13 protein-coding genes and 1 pseudogene are annotated in these 18,392 nt (G+C 74.7%); 7 read left to right on the top strand and 7 right to left on the bottom strand.

Annotated elements, in window-relative coordinates; genetic code table 11:
* Positions 1 to 6 precede the first annotated feature (6 nt).
* The 3 genes and pseudogenes from ACXNSR_RS37615 to ACXNSR_RS37605 form a co-directional block, all read left to right on the top strand.
* Positions 7 to 969, top strand: coding sequence for an NADP-dependent oxidoreductase (locus tag ACXNSR_RS37615; protein ID WP_458639826.1), 963 nt, complete (start codon positions 7 to 9; stop codon positions 967 to 969).
* A gap of 52 nt (positions 970 to 1,021) precedes the next feature.
* On the top strand, positions 1,022 to 1,621 hold the full coding sequence (locus ACXNSR_RS37610) for a TetR/AcrR family transcriptional regulator (protein ID WP_458639825.1): 600 nt from the start codon (positions 1,022 to 1,024) through the stop codon (positions 1,619 to 1,621).
* Positions 1,618 to 2,739: pseudogene (locus ACXNSR_RS37605) on the top strand (MFS transporter); the annotation flags it as partial. The gene ACXNSR_RS37610 and the pseudogene ACXNSR_RS37605, both read left to right, overlap by 4 nt.
* 153 nt (positions 2,740 to 2,892) lie before the next feature.
* On the opposite strand, the gene ACXNSR_RS37600 reads toward ACXNSR_RS37605, so the two are convergent.
* Positions 2,893 to 3,801 (bottom strand): LysR family transcriptional regulator, encoded by a 909-nt coding sequence (locus tag ACXNSR_RS37600; RefSeq protein WP_458639824.1) that lies wholly within the window; start codon positions 3,799 to 3,801, stop codon positions 2,893 to 2,895.
* Positions 3,802 to 3,993: 192 nt separating this feature from the next.
* Between ACXNSR_RS37600 and ACXNSR_RS37595 the strand changes: the two genes are divergently transcribed.
* Positions 3,994 to 4,530: a DUF6817 domain-containing protein gene (locus ACXNSR_RS37595; protein WP_458639823.1), complete on the top strand. Its 537-nt coding sequence runs from the start codon at positions 3,994 to 3,996 to the stop codon at positions 4,528 to 4,530.
* Here the strand turns inward: ACXNSR_RS37595 and ACXNSR_RS37590 are convergent.
* Positions 4,527 to 6,974, bottom strand: a complete 2,448-nt coding sequence (locus ACXNSR_RS37590; protein ID WP_458639822.1) for a glycoside hydrolase family 31 protein — start codon at positions 6,972 to 6,974, stop codon at positions 4,527 to 4,529. The two genes, ACXNSR_RS37595 and ACXNSR_RS37590, sit on opposite strands and share 4 nt — an antisense overlap.
* A 149-nt stretch (positions 6,975 to 7,123) precedes the next feature.
* On the opposite strand from ACXNSR_RS37590, the gene ACXNSR_RS37585 reads away from it, so the two are divergent.
* Positions 7,124 to 8,347 (top strand): FAD-dependent oxidoreductase, encoded by a 1,224-nt coding sequence (locus ACXNSR_RS37585; protein ID WP_458643494.1) that lies wholly within the window; start codon positions 7,124 to 7,126, stop codon positions 8,345 to 8,347.
* 110 nt (positions 8,348 to 8,457) lie between these two features.
* A complete protein-coding gene (locus tag ACXNSR_RS37580) occupies positions 8,458 to 11,898 on the top strand; it encodes a BTAD domain-containing putative transcriptional regulator (RefSeq protein ID WP_458639821.1) in 3,441 nt (1,146 codons plus the stop codon).
* On the opposite strand, the gene ACXNSR_RS37575 is transcribed toward ACXNSR_RS37580, so the two are convergent.
* The 5 genes from ACXNSR_RS37575 to ACXNSR_RS37555 all read right to left on the bottom strand — a co-directional run bounded on the left by ACXNSR_RS37575 (position 11,876) and on the right by ACXNSR_RS37555 (position 15,922).
* Positions 11,876 to 12,787 carry a TIGR03619 family F420-dependent LLM class oxidoreductase gene (locus ACXNSR_RS37575; RefSeq protein WP_458639820.1) on the bottom strand — a complete coding sequence of 304 codons (912 nt, stop codon included), beginning with the start codon at positions 12,785 to 12,787 and terminating at the stop codon, positions 11,876 to 11,878. The genes ACXNSR_RS37580 and ACXNSR_RS37575 overlap by 23 nt on opposite strands.
* Positions 12,788 to 12,912: 125 nt before the next feature.
* A complete protein-coding gene (locus tag ACXNSR_RS37570) occupies positions 12,913 to 13,596 on the bottom strand; it encodes a hemerythrin domain-containing protein (protein ID WP_458639819.1) in 684 nt (227 codons plus the stop codon).
* 57 nt (positions 13,597 to 13,653) lie between these two features.
* Positions 13,654 to 13,884 carry a hypothetical protein gene (locus ACXNSR_RS37565; RefSeq protein ID WP_458639818.1) on the bottom strand — a complete coding sequence of 77 codons (231 nt, stop codon included), beginning with the start codon at positions 13,882 to 13,884 and terminating at the stop codon, positions 13,654 to 13,656.
* Between the two features lie 143 nt (positions 13,885 to 14,027).
* Positions 14,028 to 14,696 (bottom strand): response regulator, encoded by a 669-nt coding sequence (locus ACXNSR_RS37560; protein ID WP_458639817.1) that lies wholly within the window; start codon positions 14,694 to 14,696, stop codon positions 14,028 to 14,030.
* Complete coding sequence (locus tag ACXNSR_RS37555) at positions 14,693 to 15,922, bottom strand: sensor histidine kinase (RefSeq protein ID WP_458639816.1); 1,230 nt, start codon at positions 15,920 to 15,922, stop codon at positions 14,693 to 14,695. Before ACXNSR_RS37555 ends, ACXNSR_RS37560 begins: the two co-directional genes overlap by 4 nt.
* Before the next feature lie 239 nt (positions 15,923 to 16,161).
* On the opposite strand from ACXNSR_RS37555, the gene ACXNSR_RS37550 reads away from it, so the two are divergent.
* Complete coding sequence (locus ACXNSR_RS37550; protein ID WP_458639815.1) at positions 16,162 to 18,366, top strand: MMPL family transporter; 2,205 nt, start codon at positions 16,162 to 16,164, stop codon at positions 18,364 to 18,366.
* Positions 18,367 to 18,392: the final 26 nt, after the last annotated feature.

Raw genomic sequence — 18,392 nt, 5'->3', positions numbered from 1 at the left:
ATCACCATGAGCCACGAAGCCCGTCCGATGATGCGCGCCGTCACCCAGGACCGCCCCGGCGGACCGGAGGTGCTCCGGCTCACCGAGACCGAGCGGCCGAGTCCCGGCCCGACGGAGATCCTGGTCCGTGTGCACGCCGCGGGCGTCAACCCTGCGGACCGGCAGATCCGTTCGCGGGGCTTGTTCTCCACCGGAGCCACGCCCCCGTTCACCCTGGGCTTCGACGTCTCCGGCGTCGTCGAGGCGGTCGGCCGCGGCGTCACCGTGTTCCGTCCCGGTGACGCCGTGTTCGGCATGCCGCGCTTCCCGCATCCGGCCGGCGCCTACGCCGACTACGTCACGGCCCCGGCCCGCCATTTCGCCCACCGCCCCGAACGGCTCGACCACATCCACGCGGCGGCCCTCCCGCTGGCGGGCCTCACCGCCTGGCAGGCCCTGGTGGATACGGCGGGCATCGGGCCGGGCACGCGCGTCCTGATCCACGCGGCGGCCGGCGGGGTCGGCCACCTCGCCGTGCAGATCGCCAAGTCCCGGGGCGCGTACGTGATCGGCACCGCCCGTGAGGCGGGGCACGGTTTCCTGCACGCGCTCGGTGCCGACGAACTCATCGACCACACCCGCCAGGACTTCGCGGAGGCCGTGCGCGACGTCGACGTCGTGCTCGACGCCGTCGGGCCGGCCTACTGGTCCCGCTCCCTGAGCACTCTGCGGCCCGGCGGAACGCTGATCTCGATCGTGCCCCCGGACGGGACCTTCCCCTCCGAACGGGCCCGTGCGGCCGGGGTGCGGGCGGTGTTCATGCTCGTCGAGCCCGATGGGGCCGCGCTGTGCGCGATCGCCTCCCTGGTCGACAGCGGCCGGCTGCGGGTCCGGGTCGACGCGGTGGTCCCCCTGGCGGAGGCGGCCCGCGCTCACGCGCTCGGCGAGGGCGGACACACCCGGGGAAAGATCGTCCTGTCCGTGGTCTGACACGCCGGCAGGGCGAGTAGACACTGTCTACTCGCCTTGGTAGACAGTGTCCATGGACCAGGAGAGACCGCTCCGGGAGCGGCTGATCGACGTAGGTGTGGAGCTCGTCCTGAGCGAGGGGGCCGGCGCTGTCGGGCTGCGGGAGATCGCCCGCCGGGCGGGTGTCTCGCACGGGGCGCCGCGCCGGTACTTCCCCACGCACCAGTCCCTGCTGTCGGCGATCGCCCGGCGCGGGTTCGAGGATCTCGGGGTGCGCATCGCGGCGTCGGCCGGCGCGCCGGAGCTGTCCCCGCGGGAGCGGGTGCGGACGATCGGATGCGCGTACGTCGGCTACGCGCTGGAGCGCGCGGGGATGTTCGCGCTGATGTTCCGGCACGACCTGCTGGACAGTACGGGCCAGGGCCCCTCCGAGGGGCCTCGGCTGCGGGAGTCGACCCTCCCGATGTTCGGCCTCCTCGTGACGCTCGTCCGCAGCTGCGGCGCGGCCGAACCCTCCGTCACCGCCGCCGCATTGTGGGCCAACCTGCACGGCGTGGCGCAGTTGTGGCGCTGGGGCAGCCTGCAGCTGGCCCTCGGCGGCGCGCCGGCCGACGGCGTCGAACGGCTCGTCGCAGCCGCCGTCGACGCGCACCTCGGCCCGGAGCCCGTATGAGGCAGCGGATATCCCTCCTCGTCAGCGCGGCGGGAGCCATGCTCGTCGCGCTGGACGGCACCGTGCTGACCGTGGCCCAGCCGAGCCTCCGGCGCGACCTCGGGGCGAGCGTGGCGCAGGTCCAGTGGACCAGCACCGCCTATCTGCTGGCCGTGGCCGCGTTCCTGGTCGTGGCCGGGCGCCTCGGCGACCGGTACGGGCACGCCCGGCTGTTCCTCGTCGGCGTCCTCGGCTTCGCCGCGGCCTCGGCCGGCATCGCGTTCGCGCCCGGCATCGGCTGGGTCGTCGTGCTGCGCGCCGCGCAGGGCGTGTTCGGCGCACTGCTGCAGCCCGCGACGCTGGCGCTGCTGCGGCTCGCGTACCCGCCCGAGCGGCTCGCCACTGCGGTCGCGGTGCGGACCAGCGCGATCGGACTGGCCGCGGCGGCCGGTCCGCTGCTCGGGGGCGTGCTGGTCGCGCGGTGGGACTGGCGGGCGGTGTTCGTGATCAACGTGCCGGTGGCCCTGGTGATCGCCGCGCTCGCCCTCGTCGTACGGGCCCCCGCGCCGCAGCGGAGGGAGCGCGGGCGCCCGGAGCTCACCGGAGCCGCTCTGCTCGCCGCCGCCCTCGCGGCGTTCGTGCACGCGCTGGTCGGCGTGCCGGGGTACGGGTGGACCGCCGCGCCCACCGTCATCGGCTTCGGGGCCGCAGCCACGCTCGCGGCCCTGTTCGTACGCCGCGAGCGGCGGGCCGCGCTGCCGTTCGTCCCGCGCGCCGTGGCCCGGTCCACGGCGGTGACGGCCTCGATCGGACTGCTGCTGCTCGTCTCCGGGGGCATGTTCGGGGCGCTGTTCACGGCCACGTTCCGGCTCCAGGACGTCGAGGGGCTGGATCCGCTGGCCACCGGTGTGCGGGTGCTGCCGCTGACCGCGCTGATGGTGGCGGGGGCGCCGGTGGCGAGCATGGCGCTGCGCCGGTTCGGTGCGCGCCGGACCGCGCTGGCCGGTACGGGGCTGGTCGTCGCCGGGATCGCCGGGCTGGGCTCCGCGTCCCCGGTGGCCTTCGGGGTGCTCGGCGCCGGGTTCACCACCGTCATGGTCACGGCCACCGGGGCCGTGGTCGGCGAGGCCCCGGCCGGATACGCCGGGGTCGTCGGGGGGCTCAAGCAGACGGCCATGAACGTCGGCCCGGCCCTCGGTATCGCGCTCGCCGCGAGCGCCGGGCAGCACGGCTCGTCGTCGGCGGCGCTGATGGCGCCGGCCGCGCTGGCGGCGGTGGGTCTGGTGGCGGCGTCACTGCTGCCCGGCGGCGCGCGCCCGGCAGCTGCGGTCGACCTCCTCGGCGAAGGCCAGGGCGGGCGGGGCGAGGGCGGCCCAGCGGCGGACGGCCCAGCCGACCGCCAGCGGCGGCAGGGCGGGGATCGGCACGAGGCGCAGCGGGCCGTCGGAGCCGGGGACCCGCCAGCCGGGCAGCGCGGGCACGACGGCGTGTCCGAGGCCCAGTTCGGCGAGCAGCAGGGCGGTGTCCCAGTCGGCCACGCTGGTGTCGGAGCTGACCCGGATGCCGGATTCGGCGAAGGCGGCGTCGAGGTGGGCGCGTGAGGCGGAGTTCCTGGGGAGCCGGATGTGGCGGATGCCGGCGAGGTCGGCGGGGTCGATGCGGGTGCGGGCGGCGAGGGGGTCGTCCGCGCCGACGGCGAGTACCCAGGGCAGTTCCATGACGGGGCGCAGCTCGATGCCGCGGACCGGGCCGCCGATGGTGATCCAGGCGAGGTCGAGGGCATCGGCGGCGAGGGCGTCGAGGCAGTTGCGGATGGAGTTCTCGGTCTGGAACTCCAGGCTCACCCCGGGGTGGCGGCGGCGGAAGGTGACGACGGCCTCGGCCATGAAGTGCCGCACCGTCGTCCCGCCGGTGGTGATGCGTACCGTGCCGCCACCGCCGTGGACGAGCTCGTCCACGCGGCGCAGGGCGCCGTCGAGTCCGGCGATGCCGTCGGCGGCGGCCGTTTGGAGGATGCGGCCGGCCTCGGTGGGCAGAACGCCACGGGCGTGGCGTTCCAGGAGGCTCGTGCCGGTCTGCTTCTCCAGGCGGCGGACGTGCTGGCTGACGGCCGACTGGGTGCAGCCGAGGTCGCGGGCCACTGCGCTGAGGCTGCCGGCCCGGCAGACGGCCACGAACACACGAAGATCATCAAGGGTCACAAGACCCAAGGTATCGCTTGGGAGTTGGGAGCAAATCGGAGGATTGACTTGGGTTTTGGATGGGATCAAGATCGATGCAGGGCCCGGGCGGCAACCCGTCCCTGCCCGCGCCACGGGGTCCGGAACCCAGGCGCGGGCAGGGCCGGGTGTCGACCCACCCGGCCCGACCGCTTCGACCGGAGGGACACGCCGGTGTCGGATCACGCCGTCGCATGGCTGCGGACGCTCGGCGCGCAGGAGATCACCCACCCCGGCGGGACCCTCCTCGCACACCTCGAGCGCGTACGGGGGCTCCTCCGGTCCTGGGGGGCGCGGCCCGCGCTCCAGCGAGCGGGCCTGTGCCACGCGTTCTACGGCACGGACGGTTTCCCCGGCGCTCTGCTGCCGCTCGCCCGGCGGGCCGAACTGGCCGCGGTGATCGGCGACGAGGCCGAGGAGATCGTGTACCTGTACGCCGCCTGCGACCGCGCGGCTTCGTATCCGACGCTCGCCCACGAGGAGGCGTCCTTCCGCGACCGGTTCACCGGCCGCGTCCACTCCCCCGCCCTGGAGCTCCGGCGGGACCTCGCCGAGCTGTCCGCGGCCAACGAGCTCGACCTCGCGCGGATCGATCCCGCCTTCCGCGAGGCGTGGGGAGCCGAACTCCTCTCCCTGTTCACGCGGTTGCGCGGACTGCTGAGCGAGCCGGCCCGGCGGGAGTGCCGGGCCGTGCTCGGCGAGACGGCCTAAGGGGCGGGCCGGCCGGTGGACGAGGGCAGGGCCGCCGCCGCGGGGACGCTCGTGCCGTAGGCCGAGACGGTGAAGGCTCCCGCCTTGCTGCCGGTCTTGATCCACAGGACTCCGGAGCGGTCCGCCGGGTCGAAGTACCAGCCGGACGCGGCGGAGTCGTAGGCGGCCTTGGAGGCCAGGCCCGGCACGGGGGTCCCGTCCAGGGTGACGGTGGCGGGTGCGGTGGCCACGTGGAGGGTCAACTCGTAGCCACGGGTGGCCGGTTTGCCGGTGTAGCCGCCGGTGGGGGCGCCCACGGAGACGGTGACCGTGCCGGGCCCGGCGGTCGGGGCGGTGACGTCGACCCGCTGACGGGCGTAGGCGCCGGACCGGTACGCGCGGGTGAGGCCGTCGTCCTCGTAGAGGCTGAAGGTGGAGGCGCCGCGCGGGTGGATGTCGTAGGTGAGGGTGGAGACGGGCTTCTCGCCGGTGTGGTTCATCTGCGGCCACATCGGGACGACAGCGCCGCCCTTGACGAAGAGCGGCAGGGTGTCGAGCGGCGCCCGGTACCCGTTCAGCCACCCCGGGCCCGCGTAGGTCCGGCCCGTCCAGTAGTCGGTCCAGGTCCCGGCGGGGAGGTAGATGCCGTCGCGGACCGAGGTGTCGGAGACGACGGGTGCGACCAGGAAGGAGTCGCCGGCCATGAACTGGCCGCTGGTGAGGTTGCCGCGGGCGACCGGGTCGTCGGGGTACTCCAGGACCATGGCGCGGGTGCTGGGCACGCCGCTCTCGTGGGCGACGCGGCTCATCGTGTACAGGTACGGCATCAACCGCATCTTGAGCTGCAGGTACTTGCGGTTGATGGACAGGTACGGCTCGGCGAAGCGCCAGGGCTGCTTGTCGTGGTAGCCCGCGGAGGGCCCGGTCGCGCCCCAGCCGGACATGGTCATGAAGGCCGGGGTGAAGGCCTTCCACTGGAGGTCCCGGGTGTACGTCTTCGGGCTGCCGCCGAAGATGCCGTCGATGTCTCCGGCGGCGTAGTTGAGGCCGGAGAGACCCGCTCCGGTGATGGCAGGCACGTGCCAGCGCATGTCGTCCCAGGTGCCGTAGGTGTCGCCGGTCCAGACGACGGCGTTGCGCTGGGTGCCCGCCCAGCCGTCGACGGTCCAGACGTAGCGGCGCGCGTCGGAGTTCTGCTCGATGCCGTCGACCGCCTGCTGGACGCCCTGGAAGGCGGACTTGTAGCCGCCGCCGATCCAGGCCACGTCGGTCTTGACGCCCCGGCTGCCGGCCGTACCGACCTCGTCGGCGATGGACCCGAGGCCGGTGGAGGTCCACAGGCCCGTCTGGAAGCCCTTGGCCTTCAGGGCGTCCACCGTCGACTTGAGGGGTGCGGTGTAGCCGCAGCCGTAGCCGTCATTGGGCAGGAACCAGCCCGAGGGCATGTCGGCGGCGCGGGCGTCGGCCGCGTAGCCGACGACGTCGGGGGTGTTCTGGTGGCGGAGCCGGCCGTGATCGCCCTGGTAGTCGGGGTTGGAGGCGTTGAAACAGTCGGCGTTGCCGAGCTCGAAGCCCCACATCGGCGCCATGAACGGCTTCCCGCTGACGTCGGTGTAGGCGTCGAGCACGGACTTGAGGGAGTCGCCGGTGAAGTACCAGGCGTCGAAGCGCTTCTCGTCGTGGGTGAGGGTGGTGGGGGCGTGGAAGCCGTACGAGCCCGGGGCCCAGGTGTTGCGCATGACGCCGTAGCCGTTGGTGGACATGTAGAAGGGTGCGGGGCTGGCGTTGTCGTTCTCGCGCCACTTGTTGTCGACGGCGATGGGGACGTCCTTGCCGCGCAGCGCCCACTCGCCCAGGCGCAGACCGGTGCCGTAGAACTGCTCGTCCGCGCCCCGGGCCAGGTACTGGGTGGTCCGGCCGCCGGTCCAGCTGGTGGGCCGGGTCTCCTGCCAGACGGGGGTGGTGTCGTCGGCGCGGAAGACGGAGAACCGCAGGGGCTTCTTGTTGACCCGGATGGAGAGGGATCCGGTGGTGATCCGGTAGTACGCGCCCGCGTCCGACCAGCTCGTGGCCACGGGGCCGAAATCGGTGGTGGGCGCGAGGTCGGTGCCCGCCGGGTCGTCGGTGAAGGACCCGTCGGGCGAGAGCCAGAGGCGGAAGATGTCGGCGCGGGCGACGACCACGCGGGCCCTGGCCCCGCCGGACGCCCTGACGGTGAACGTGTTCCCGGACCGGGTGAAACCGGTGACGTCCCCCGCCGTCGCCGCGGCACCGGCGGGGGCGGTGGGGGTGGCCGAGGCGGGTAATGCGACCGGTCCGGCGGCGGCCAGACCCGCCACGGTGAGGGCGGCGGCGAGCAGGGCGGCGGCCGGGGTGCGCCGCCTGCGCCGTCGCCGCGCCGGGTGTACCCGGCTGCCTGGCGGGCCTTGCCGACCCTGGCTCCTGCGGATGCTTGGCAGTCTCATGGGGCAGCTCCTCGTGCGGTCCGGGACACGGACACAGCTCCTTGGCATGCTCCCGGCAAGATAGCGCTCCGGCGGGCATCAGTGAAAGATGATGCTCGAAGTCGACTTCCATCACGCATCTTTGAACATCTGTCAGGCAGCGGCGCGCTCTGGATAGAGTGCGCGGCATGGTGATCTACGACGTGGCAGTGGTGGGGGCGGGACCGGTCGGGCTCGGCGCGGCCCTGCTGCTCGCCCGGGCCGGTCTCGAGGTGGTGGTGCTGGAACGCCGTCCCGGGCCGGTCACCGAGTCCCGTGCGACGGACCTGCACGCGCGGACGCTGGAGGCCCTGACCCCGAGCGGACTGGCCGAGTCCCTGCTCCCGCTCGGCCGGCGCGTGGACGCGGTGGAGATGTGGTCGGGGCGGCGCCGGCTCGGCGGCTTCGACCTGGCCCGGCTGCGCTCCCCGTACCCGTACATCCTCACCGTGCCGCAGTGCGCGACCGAGGGTCTGCTCGCCGCGGAGGCCGAGCGCGCGGGGGTGCGCGTCCACCGCTCGACCGCCGTCCGGTCGGTCGACGAGGACGCCGACGGCGTCACCGTACGGTCGGACGCCCTCGGGCCGGTGCGCGCCCGCTGGGTCGTCGCGGCCGACGGCGCGTCCAGCACCCTGCGCGCCCTGGCCGGCACGGCGTTCCGCGGCCGGACGTACGCCGGTGCGTGGCAGCTCGCCGACCTGCGGGTGGAGGATCCCTCACTGGACCCGACCCGGGTCCACATGGTCGGCGGTCCGCGCGGCCTGCTCGTCGTGCTCCCCATGCACCTCGACGGTTGGGCCCGGGTCGTGCTGCACCTGCCGCACGGCCCGGTGGCGGGCGGGGGTTCGAGCGGCCCGGAGGACATCGCCGCCGAGGCGGCGGCCCGCGGGTGGACGGCGGCCGTCCGCGAATGCCGCTGGACCAGCACCTTCCGCACCCACCGGCGCCTCGCCGCGCCCGACGGGCGGCGGCGGGTGCTGCTGATCGGTGACGCGGCCCACGTGTGCAGCCCGATCGGCGGTCAAGGGCTCAACCTCGGGCTGCGGGACGCCGTCTCGCTCGCCGCGGCGCTGCCCGCCGCCACCGCCCGCGGCGGCCCGGCCGACGTCTCGCTCGCCGCCTGGCGCCGCGCCCGCCGGGCCGACGCACTGGGCGTCCTCGCCCGCACCGACCTCGCCACCCGTGCCTGGACCCTGCGCTCGGCACCCGCCCGCGCCGTACGGGACACGGCGGTACGGGGCGCCCTCATCACGGCGGCCGGCCGCCGCCTGCTCGCCGAGGCCGTCGCCGGCCCCCGCCCCGGACTTGCCGGGACGCTGCCTTCGCAAGGCGCCGGACGGGCCCGCGGCGCCTGACGCCGTTCACCGGGAGGCAGGAAGAGGCGCGGGCCGGGCGGGTTCCGCAAGAGCCGGCCCGGCGTCCGTGCGGCGGTCGGGCGGTGGGGGCCGGTTACGATGTTCTTGTCATGATCAGTCTCAAGGTGCTCGGCCCGCTCCGGGTCGAGGTGGACGGCCGCGAGGTCGACGCGGGCGGCCGGCTCGCACGGATGGTCCTGGTCCAACTGCTCCTCGCCCGTGGAGCGGTGGTCCCCACGGAACGGATCATCGAGCGGTTGTGGCCGACGCGCGTCCCGTCGAGCGCCCAGTCCTCCCTCCATGCCTACATCGCCCGTCTGCGGCGCACCCTCGAACCGGGACGGGCCCCGCGCACGCCTGCGCGACTCCTGGTCAGCGCGCCCTACGGCTACGCCCTCGCCGTGGAACAGGACGCCGTGGACGCCTGGGCGTTCGAGAGCCGGGTGGCGGCCTGCTCGGACGCCGGCCTGGCGGCCCACCTCGCCGCCGACGGCCTGGCCGGCGCGCTCGCCGCGTGGGGCGGACAGCCGTACGCGGAGTTCTCGGACGAGCCGTGGACCGCCGGTGAGCGCGCCCGGCTGGAGGAGGTACACCGCAGCGCCCGCGAACGGCTCGCCGCGGCCCGGCTGGGCTGCGGGCAGGCCGCTCAGGCACTCGCCGACGCGGGCGCGCTGACCCGGGAACAGCCGTTGCACGAGGAGGGCTGGCGGCTGCTGGCCCTCGCTCTGTGGGCCCGTGACCGCCAGGGGGACGCCCTGGCCGCCCTGCGGCGGGCCCGGCACGTCCTCGACGAGGAACTCGGCGTCGAGCCGGGGCCCGCTCTGCTGGAGCTGGAACAGGCCCTGCTCCACCAGCGTCTGGACGCGCTTCACCGGGCCACCGGGGTGCCTGCCCCGGCCGCCGCCCCCGCCGGGGTGGCGAGCACCGTGGTGGCGGCGCGCCGCCCGGCCCCGGCCGCGGCACACGGAGGCGGGACGCCGACGCTGCTGGCGGCCGACCGGCTCCTGGGCCGCGACGTGGAGCTCGCCGGGCTCGCCGCCGCGGCGGACCGGGCCCGGGGCGGCCGGGCCCAGGTGGTCGTGGTCAGTGGTGAGGCCGGCATCGGCAAGTCGAGCCTGCTGGACGCCGCCGTCCGTCAACTGCCCGAGCAGGGCTGGCTGGTCGGGTCCGGGCACTGCCCGGAGACCGACGGCGCCCCGCCCGGCCGGGCCTGGTTCGACATGCTGCCGGAACTGGCGGAGGCCGCACCGCCGGGCCCGTACGCCGGTGAACTCGCTCCGCTCCTGGCTCCGGGCACCGAAGGGGACTCCGGGCAGCCGGACGGCAGCCCGGCCCGGCGCTTCCGCCTGCACCGGGCGCTGCTCGGCTGGCTGCGCGACACGGCTCTGCGGCAGCCGCTGGCGATCGTGCTGGACGACCTGCACCGGGGCGACCAGGAGAGCATCGAACTGTTCCTGCTCTGCGCCGAGCAGCTGCGCGACGTACCGCTGCTGCTGGTGGGCTCGTACCGCACCGGAGAGGGCGAGCTGACGGGGGCGCTGGCCCGCCTGGCCGCCTGCTCGCCCGTACGGATGGCGCTCGGCGGTCTGTCGGACGTCCAGGCGAAGGAGCTGCTGCGGCGCGGCACGGCCGGTATGAGCGAGCACGCAGCGGCGGCCCTGGCCGAACGGGCCGGGGGCAATCCCTTCTACCTGCACGAGAGTTCGCTGCTGCTGGCCGGCGAGGGCGAGCAGCGGGCGCTGGCCCGCGTGCCGCAGGGGGTCCAGGACGTGTTGCGCCGCCGGCTGGCGCTGCTCGCGCCGACCGTCACGGCCGGCCTGCGCCTGGCGGCCGTCGCCGGCCGCGAGGCCGCGGTGGCCCTGCTGGTGCGCGCCTCGGACGGCGACGCCGAGCAGCTCCTCGACGCCCTGGACGCGGGTGTCACCGCCGGACTGCTGACCGAGCCGCGTCCGGGCACGGTGCGGTTCACGCACGCCCTCGTGCGGGACACGCTGGAGGGCGACCTCACCCGCCTGCGGCTGGCCCGGATGCACTCCCGTCTGGGCAGGGCCCTGATCGCCCTCGGCTCGGACGACGTCGCCACGACGGCCCACCACCTGCTGCGGGCGGCCCCGGTCGTGACCGCCGACGCCGGGCCCGCGGTCCACCACGCGCGGCTGGCGGGCGAGCAGGCGGTGCGCCGCTACGCCCCGCAGAATGCCGAAGTCCTGCTGACCGCCGCCCTCGGGCTGCTCGCCGACCATCCGGCGGCCTTCGCCGACCAGGATCCCGCTGAGTTGCGTGTGATGCTGCTGGGCCAGCTGGTGGATTGCCGCATCCGGATGGGGGCCGTCGTACCCGCCCGTGAGGCGCAGGAGCAGGCCGTACGGGTGGCCCGTGGGGAGGGCCGCGCCGACCTGCTGACCGCCGCCTACACGACCTGGACCGAACCGACGCCCTGGCGTGTCCGTGCGTACGCGGCGTCGGACCCCGAGGCCGTCGAGGAACTCGGGAGGCTGCTGGAGGGCACCGGTCCGACCGACCGGCAGCGGTGCCTGCTCCTCGACCAGCTGGCCGACGCGCTCGACGACACCGATCCCCGCGCCGTGGCCGTGTCCCGGCAGGCCGTGGAGCTGGCCCGCACCCTGGACGAGCCCCGGCTGCGCGGCCTGACGCTGGCGTCGATGCTGCGCCGGGTCGACTGCGAACTCGAACCCGGGACCTACCTGGAGCTCCACCGGGAACTCGGCGTGGTGGCCGAGTCCCAGGACAGCCCCGAGTACTCCTGGATGACGGCGTACATCGCCGCCCGCATCGCCGCCGCCCGCAACGACCCGGCGGCGATGGAGCGGTGCCTCGTACGGGGGGACGAGATCGCCCGCACGTACGAGCTGCAGGGCGCGCTCGCGGTGGCCCAGTTGCGCCGCCCCCTGCTCGCCATGGCCCAGGGGCGCTTCGACGACGCGGAGCGGGACCTGGGGACGGCGGTAGCCGAGCTGCGGGCGCGCGGGGCGGTGGACCTCAGCGGGCTGGCGGCGCTGGCCGTCGGGTGCATCCGGCTGCAGCAGGGCCGGATCACCGAGGTGCTGCCCGTACTGCTCGCCGTGTGGGAGCAGTACCAGCCCCTCAACGAGGCCATCACCGCTCTCGCGCTGCACGCGGCGGGCCGCCCCGACACCGCCCGCGAGGTGTTCGCCCGGCGCGTGCCGATCCGGCGGGACTTCTGCTTCTCCATCCTGGCGGCGCTGCGCGGCAGGGCCGCCATCACCCTCGGCGACCGGGCGGCGGCGGCCGAGGTCTACGAGGAGTTGCTGCCCCTGCGCGGGCTGGCGGGCAGTGCGAGCAGCCTCAGCCTCGTCTTCCGGCCCGTCGCCCAGACCCTGGGCGACCTGGCCCGGTTCCTGGAGCGTCCCGAACAGGCCCGGGAGCACTACCTCGAGGCAGCCCGGGTGGCCGCCGCGTGGGACTCCCCGCACTGGGCGGGCGCGGCGCGGTCCGGGCTGGCCGAACTGCCGCGGGCGCCCGCGCAGGAGTGGCCCGGGGCAGGGGCTAATCGGCCAGTTCTGCCATGAACGCCGCCGCGAGGTCCAGGTACTCCTCGGGCGAGTCCGTCGTCAGCTGGAGGTCCACCAGCACCTCGTCGGTCCCCGCCGTGCACATCTGCTCGAGGTGGTCGCAGATCTGGCGCACGGTCCCGCGGTGGTGGGTCTCCGCGGGGTCGGCCCCGGCAGTGGTGATGTCCGGGTTGACGCGGAACACCCGGCGCAGCCCCGCCGGGTCCCGGCCGGCCCGTTCGGCGGCCTCGACGGCCACGGCCCAGAGCGCGTGGAAGAAGGGCAGGGGCATCGAGGCGGCGAGCCAGCCGTCGGCGCGCCTGCCGACCCGCTCCAGGGCGTACGGGGTGAAGCCGCCCAGCAGGACCGGCGGCCTCGGACCTTGCCGGGGTTTGGGCAGGACGGTCGACTCGGGGATGGTCCACAGGGGACCGGTGTGCGAGACCGGATCGCAGCACCACACGGCTTCGAGGACGTCGAGGGTCTCCTCCAGCCGGGCGCCGCGGCCCCGCCAGGGCACCCCGGCGGCCTCGTACTCCTCGCGCATCCAGCCCAGCCCGATGCCCACGTCCAGGCGTCCGTGGCTGATCAGGTCGAGGGTCGTCAGCGCCCGGGCGAGTACGAGGGGCGGCTGCCACAGGGCGTTGAGGGTACTGCTGCCCAGCCGCACGCGCTCGGTGGCGGTGGCCGCCAGGCCCAGGGTCAGGAGCGGGTCGAGGTGGGTGCCGTACCGGGCGGGCATCTGCTGCCCGCCGAGGTAGCCCTCGGGCGGGTCGAGCGGGGCCAGGAGCCGGTCGGCCACCCAGAGGCTGTGACAGCCGAGTGCTTCCAGCGCCGCGCACATCGCGGCGGTGCGGTCGGGGTCGGCGAACGGGCCGAACTGGGGGACGGAGAATCCGATGCGCATCGGTGGGAGTTCCTCGATCGGTGCGGGGCGGGAGGGGGTGGGCGCGGGTGTGGGCGTGGTGGGCCGGGCGCGGATCCGGCAGCGGGCCTCGGGGGCGGGCGGCCGGACCCGGACGGCACGGCACGTCAGGCGGCCGTGTGCCCGCCGCGGATCCGGGCGGTCTCGCGGCGGTACTGGCGCCGGCCGAGGAGCCTCCACAGCACGCGGGCCGGGAGGGGCAGCCGGCCGAGGAACTCCTGCCGCTCCTCGGGCGAGCTGTCCTCCAGGATGGCGCCCAGGGCGATCATCAGCCGGTTCCGCGGCGTCTCGGCGAGGCCCCGCTCCCCCAGCGCGTGCCACTGCTCCTCGCTCACGTGGAGGGCGACCATCGGCATGACCTCCCGCTCCTCCTCGTCGAGGTGGGCGCACAGCTGCCGGTGGTGCGTACGCAGCGCCTCGGCGAGTTCGTCGCGGTCCTCGGGCCGGGCCTGCGCCTCCCAGCGGTCCATCAGCCGCTGGACCTCGGCGATCCCTTCGGCGAGCTCGTGGTGCTGTGCCTCCATCGCCAGGACCTGCTCGGCGTCGAGGTCCAGGTGGGGCAGCAGGACCGGCCAGAGCATCTCGTCCTCGCCGGTGTGATGGGTGTGCAGGCCGACGGAGTAGAGGCGCCAGTGTTCGGCGAGGATCCGGGCGCGGGCCGTGTCGGCGGGGCGGACCTCCTGGACGAGCTCGGCCAGGAGGCGCGACTCGCGGCGGAACACCTGGTGGATCATCGCCATCTCGCGGGTGTAGGGGTGGACGGCGGTAACGGAGGGGTTGTTCGCGTTCATGAGGACCAGTCTTCGGAGGCCGGTTGCACCGCACTTGCAACCGACTTGCCACGACCCTCAGGACGGTGGGAGGGGCGGGAGCGGCGGGGTGACCGCCAGGACCGGTGGGGCCGGAGAGGACCAGCGGTGGCCGCAGGGGTCGAAGACGAGGGTCACGGGCCGCCCCGGGCGCTGGCGCCAGGAGATGCGTTCCGGCGCCTGTGCGCACACCGGGCAGCAGGGCAGCGGGCGGGGGTCCGGCAGGCACTCGGGGGCGGCCGTGAGCGGCCTGGCGTGCGGATCGCGCATGGAGGCTCCCTGGTCGTGCGGTTGGGCTGATCGCACTGTGCCACGGGCGGGCCCGTGTGCGCACGGGCGAATCGTCCAGTGTTCGGGCCTGCCGGAGGTGCGGTCAGCAGGGGGAATCCGGTCCTCTTGGGGGCACTTGGTGATCAACCGCTCCCGCTGCCGGCCTCCACCAGGCCCGATTCGTACGCCGCGATCACCGCTTGGGCGCGGTCGCGGACGCCCAGCTTGCCGAAGATGCCGGTGATGTGGTTCTTGACGGTGGAGACGCTGATGTCCAGTTCCGCGGCGATTTCGGCGTTGCCCCGGCCGGTGGCCAGGAGCCGCCAGATCTCCAGCTCGCGCGGGGTGAGTTCGACCGGGGTCTCGGCCGCCCACGGCCGCGGCCGCACGGGGGTGCGCACGTAGGCGGAGAGGAGCCGGCTGAGCAGCCGCGGCGCGACGGCCGCCTCGCCGGTGTGGACGATGCGGACCGCGGCGATGAGCTCCTCCGGGGAGATGTCCTTGGGCAGGAAGCCGTACGCGCCGGCCCGCAGGGCGGCGACCACGTACTCGTCCATGTCGAAGGTGCTGAGGGCCAGGACGCGGGTCCCGGGGAGCGTGCGCGCGAGTTCCTCGGTGGCCCTGACCCCGTCCATGACCGGCATGCGGATGTCCATGACGACCACGTCGGGCCGTACCTCGTGGGCGAGGGCCACGGCCCGGGCCCCGTCCTCGGCCTCGCCGACGACCTCGAACTCGGGGTCGGGTCCCAGGATCAGGGCCAGGCCGCGCCGCACCAGCGGCTGGTCGTCGGCGATGAGTACCCGGATCATCCGTGCGTTTCCTCTCGTCGGGCGGAGTCCTGGACCGGGAGGGGGATCCGGGCCGCCACCCGGAATCCACCGCCCGCGAGGGCGGCGGCCTCCAGGGTCCCGCCCTGCAGGGCGACCCGCTCGTGCATACCGATCAGACCGTACCCGGAGCGCGCCGTGAGGCGTGCGGGCGGTGCCTGTGCACCCGCTCCGTCGTCGCGCACCTCCACGCCCACCTCGTCCCCGCGGTACGTGAGCCGTACGTGGGCCCGCGCCCGGCCCGCGTGCTTGCGGGTGTTGGTCAGGGCCTCCTGGACGATCCGGAAGACGGTGAGACCCACGGTGGGCGGGAGCGGGCGGACCGGCCCGTCCACGGTGAACTCGGTCTCCGTGCCGGCCAGCCGGGACTCGGTGATGATCCGGCCGAGATCGTCCGCCCCGGGCTGCGGCGCCGGCGGAGTCTGTTCCGGTTCCTCCCCGGCCCGTAGCACGTCGAGGAGTTGGCGCATCTCGCGCAGCGCCATGCGTCCGGAGTCCTCCAGGGTGACCAGCGCCTCCCTGGACGCCTCGGGGTCGTACGCCAGGTTGGCCCGCGCCCCGCCGGCCATCAGCTGCATGGTGGTGATGTGGTGGGCGACGATGTCGTGCAGTTCGCGCGCGATCCGGCGGCGCTCCTCGGCCACCGCCCGGTCGGCGAGCAGCGTCCGCTGGGCCTCGGCCTCCCGTTGCCGGTGGTTGACCACCAAGGCCGCGGTGACCGTCATGAGGGCGGCCACCGCGTTCGCGGCCAGACCCCACCAGCCGTAGGGCAGGGGCCAGCCGCGCTGGCCCGCGGACACGAGCGGGACCGCTGCGGCCACCGTCACCGCGACCACGGCGGGGCGGCTCACCCTGACCACCGAGTAGAGGGCGATCGTGAGGGTGAGGCTGAAGTGCGGGGACAGTGGCGCGGCCAGGTTCACCAGGGCTCCGAAGCCCAGTACGGCGGCGAGGACCGGCAGCGGGTGGGAGCGCCGGGCGAGCAGGGTCATCGCCGAGACGACCAGCAGGGCCGCCGCGGTCACGCTGAGGGACCCGCCCTCGGTCAGGGATCCCAGGGAGAAGCCGACGAGGTCGGTGGCGCCGGCGGCTATCGCCACGAGCGCGTCGTTGCGCGTCCACGGCCCCCGCTCGACGGCCCCCTCCGCGCCCGTGTCCGAAGCCGTGCCCGTGTCCGAAGCCGTGCCCGTACGCGTTCCCGCACCCATGCCCACCCCCATGCCGTCCTTCCTGTCCCCCTGTGATCCATTCTGGCACCGGCCGCCGGCCGTGCCGCCCGACCACGGTCGGGGCCCGGACCAGGACCCGGGTCCTGGTCGGCGCGGCCGGCCGGACCCTGGTCCCGGGGTACGGATCCTCCCTCGACCCGACGTTTCGCCCGCTCGCCCCTGATGGTCTGGGGTCAGGCCACACACCCCTGGCCGACACCGCACAGACCGGAGGAAATGTGATCCGCGCCCTGACCGGATTCTCGACGCGAAGTCCGTGGAAGGTGATCGCCCTGTGGGCGGTCCTGGGATTGGCGGCGGCCGTCCTGGGCCAGGCGTTCGTCTTCCGCGCCGTCCAGACCGGCAACGCCGGGTTCCTGCCCGCGCAGTACGACTCGGCGGCCGCTCTGAAGATCGCCGAGGAGCGGTTCGGGGCGAGGCCGGACGCGAACCTCCTGACCGTGCTGGTGGCCCGCTCGGACGGGGCGCCGCTGAGCGCCGCCGACGAGCAGCTCATCGACGCGCAGGCAGGACGGTTGTCCGGGAAGCGCGTCACCATGCCCAGGACCGAGGAGACGATGCCGCTGGCCCAGGACCACTCCCAGGTCCCCCGGGTCAGCCCGGCCATGACGGCGCCCGACCGCTCCTTCCGGCTGCTGTCCGTCGAACTGACGGGGAACCCCGCCGACCCCGGGGTGCAGGACACCTACCGGGCCTTCCGGGACTCGGCCCGGGACGCCCTGGCGGAGGACGGCCTGCGCACCGGCTTCACCGGCGGGATCGCCGACCGGGTGGACTCGGCGGACGCGGAGAAGACCCGTGCGACCGTCGTCGGCATCGCCATGCTCGCGGTCATCGTCCTGTTGCACGTACTCGTCTTCCGCAGCGCCCTGGCGGCCCTGCTGCCCCTGCTCGCGGTCAGCGTCATCGGGGGCGCCGCGGCGGGGGCCGTGGTCGGTGCCGCACTGCTGACCGGGATCGGACTGTCCGAATCGACGCCGAGTCTGATCAGCGTGGTTCTGATGGGCATCGGCATCGACTACTTCCTGTTCCTCCTCTTCCGCTTCCGGGAGCAACTGCGCGAACACCCCGAGCAGTCCGGGCGCGAGGCGGCCGCGCACGTCGCCGGGCGGGTGGGTACGGCCATCACCTCCGCCGCCCTGACCATCGTCGCCGCCTTCGCCACGCTCGGGGTCGCCTCCTTCGGCCAGTTCCGGGTCCTCGGGCCGGCCATCGCCCTGTCCGTACTGGTGATGCTGCTCGGCAGCCTCACGCTGATGCCGGCCATGCTGGCGGTCACGGGCCGCAGGATGTTCTGGCCTTCCCGGGCCCTGGAGCGCGAGCCCCGCCCGGGGTCCGCCGCGCGGATGGGCGACCGGGTGGCGCGCCGCCCGTTCGTGCTGGTCCTGGCCTCGGTGGCGCTGCTCGCCGCGCTGGCCGCCGGGGTCGTGGGGATGCGCATGGACTACGGGCAGGGCGGCGGGGGCGGCGAGCGCACCGCCGCCGTGGCCACCGCGGCCGAGGTGGCCCGCGCGCTGCCGGCCGGCGTGTCGGACCCGACCAGCGTCTTCGTCACCGCTTCCGACGGCGCCGCCCTGACCGTCGAACGACTCGACGGACTGTCCAAGGCACTCGCCGGGGTCAACGGGGTGGGCCAGGTCGCGGACACGGTGCTCAGCAAGGACCGGCGGGCGGCGCGGATCGACCTCTTCCTCACCTCCGACCCGCAGCGGCAGGAGGCGCGCGACCTGGTGACCGGCCCGGTCAGGACCACGGCCCTGGCTCGGACGCCCGCGGGTACGGAGGTGCACGTGGGCGGCACCGCGGCGGTCTTCGCCGACATCGCGACGGCGGTGGACAAGGACCTGCGGGTGGTCTTCCCGGTGGCGGCGGCGCTCATCGCGCTGATCCTGTTCGCCCTGCTGCGCAGCCTGCTGGCACCGGTGATCCTGCTGGCCGCGGTCGGACTCGGGTTCGCCGCCACCCTCGGCGCCTCGACCCTGGTGTTCCAGCACGCGCTGGACCGGCCCGGGGTGGACTTCACCCTGCCCCTCGTACTGTTCCTGTTCGTGGTCGCGCTGGGCACCGACTACAACATCCTGATGAGCGACCGGATCCGGGAGGAGATGGCCCGGCCCGGTCCGGCCCGCGCCGCCGTGGGCCGCGCCGTGCGGCACACGGCGCCCGCCATCGCCACGGCGGGCCTGGTACTGGCCGCCTCCTTCGGGAGCCTGGCCGTCACCCCCGCCCCCTCCACCCAGCAGATCGGTTTCGCGACGGCCCTCGGGATCATGCTCTCCGCCTTCGTCCTGTCGATCGTGCTGGTGCCCGCGCTCGCCACCCTCCTGGGCAGGTCCATGTGGTGGCCGGTGCGCCCGCGCCCCCGCACGCAGGACTCCGACCCGGACGCCTGGAAGGCCCCGGACCGGGTGCTGGTCGGCTGAGCCGCCCCGGACGCACGAAAGGCGCC

Source organism: Streptomyces sp. NC-S4, from assembly GCF_054353315.1.
Note: the sequence above shows the minus strand (reverse complement) of the source record. Positions and strands in the feature narration are given on the sequence as shown.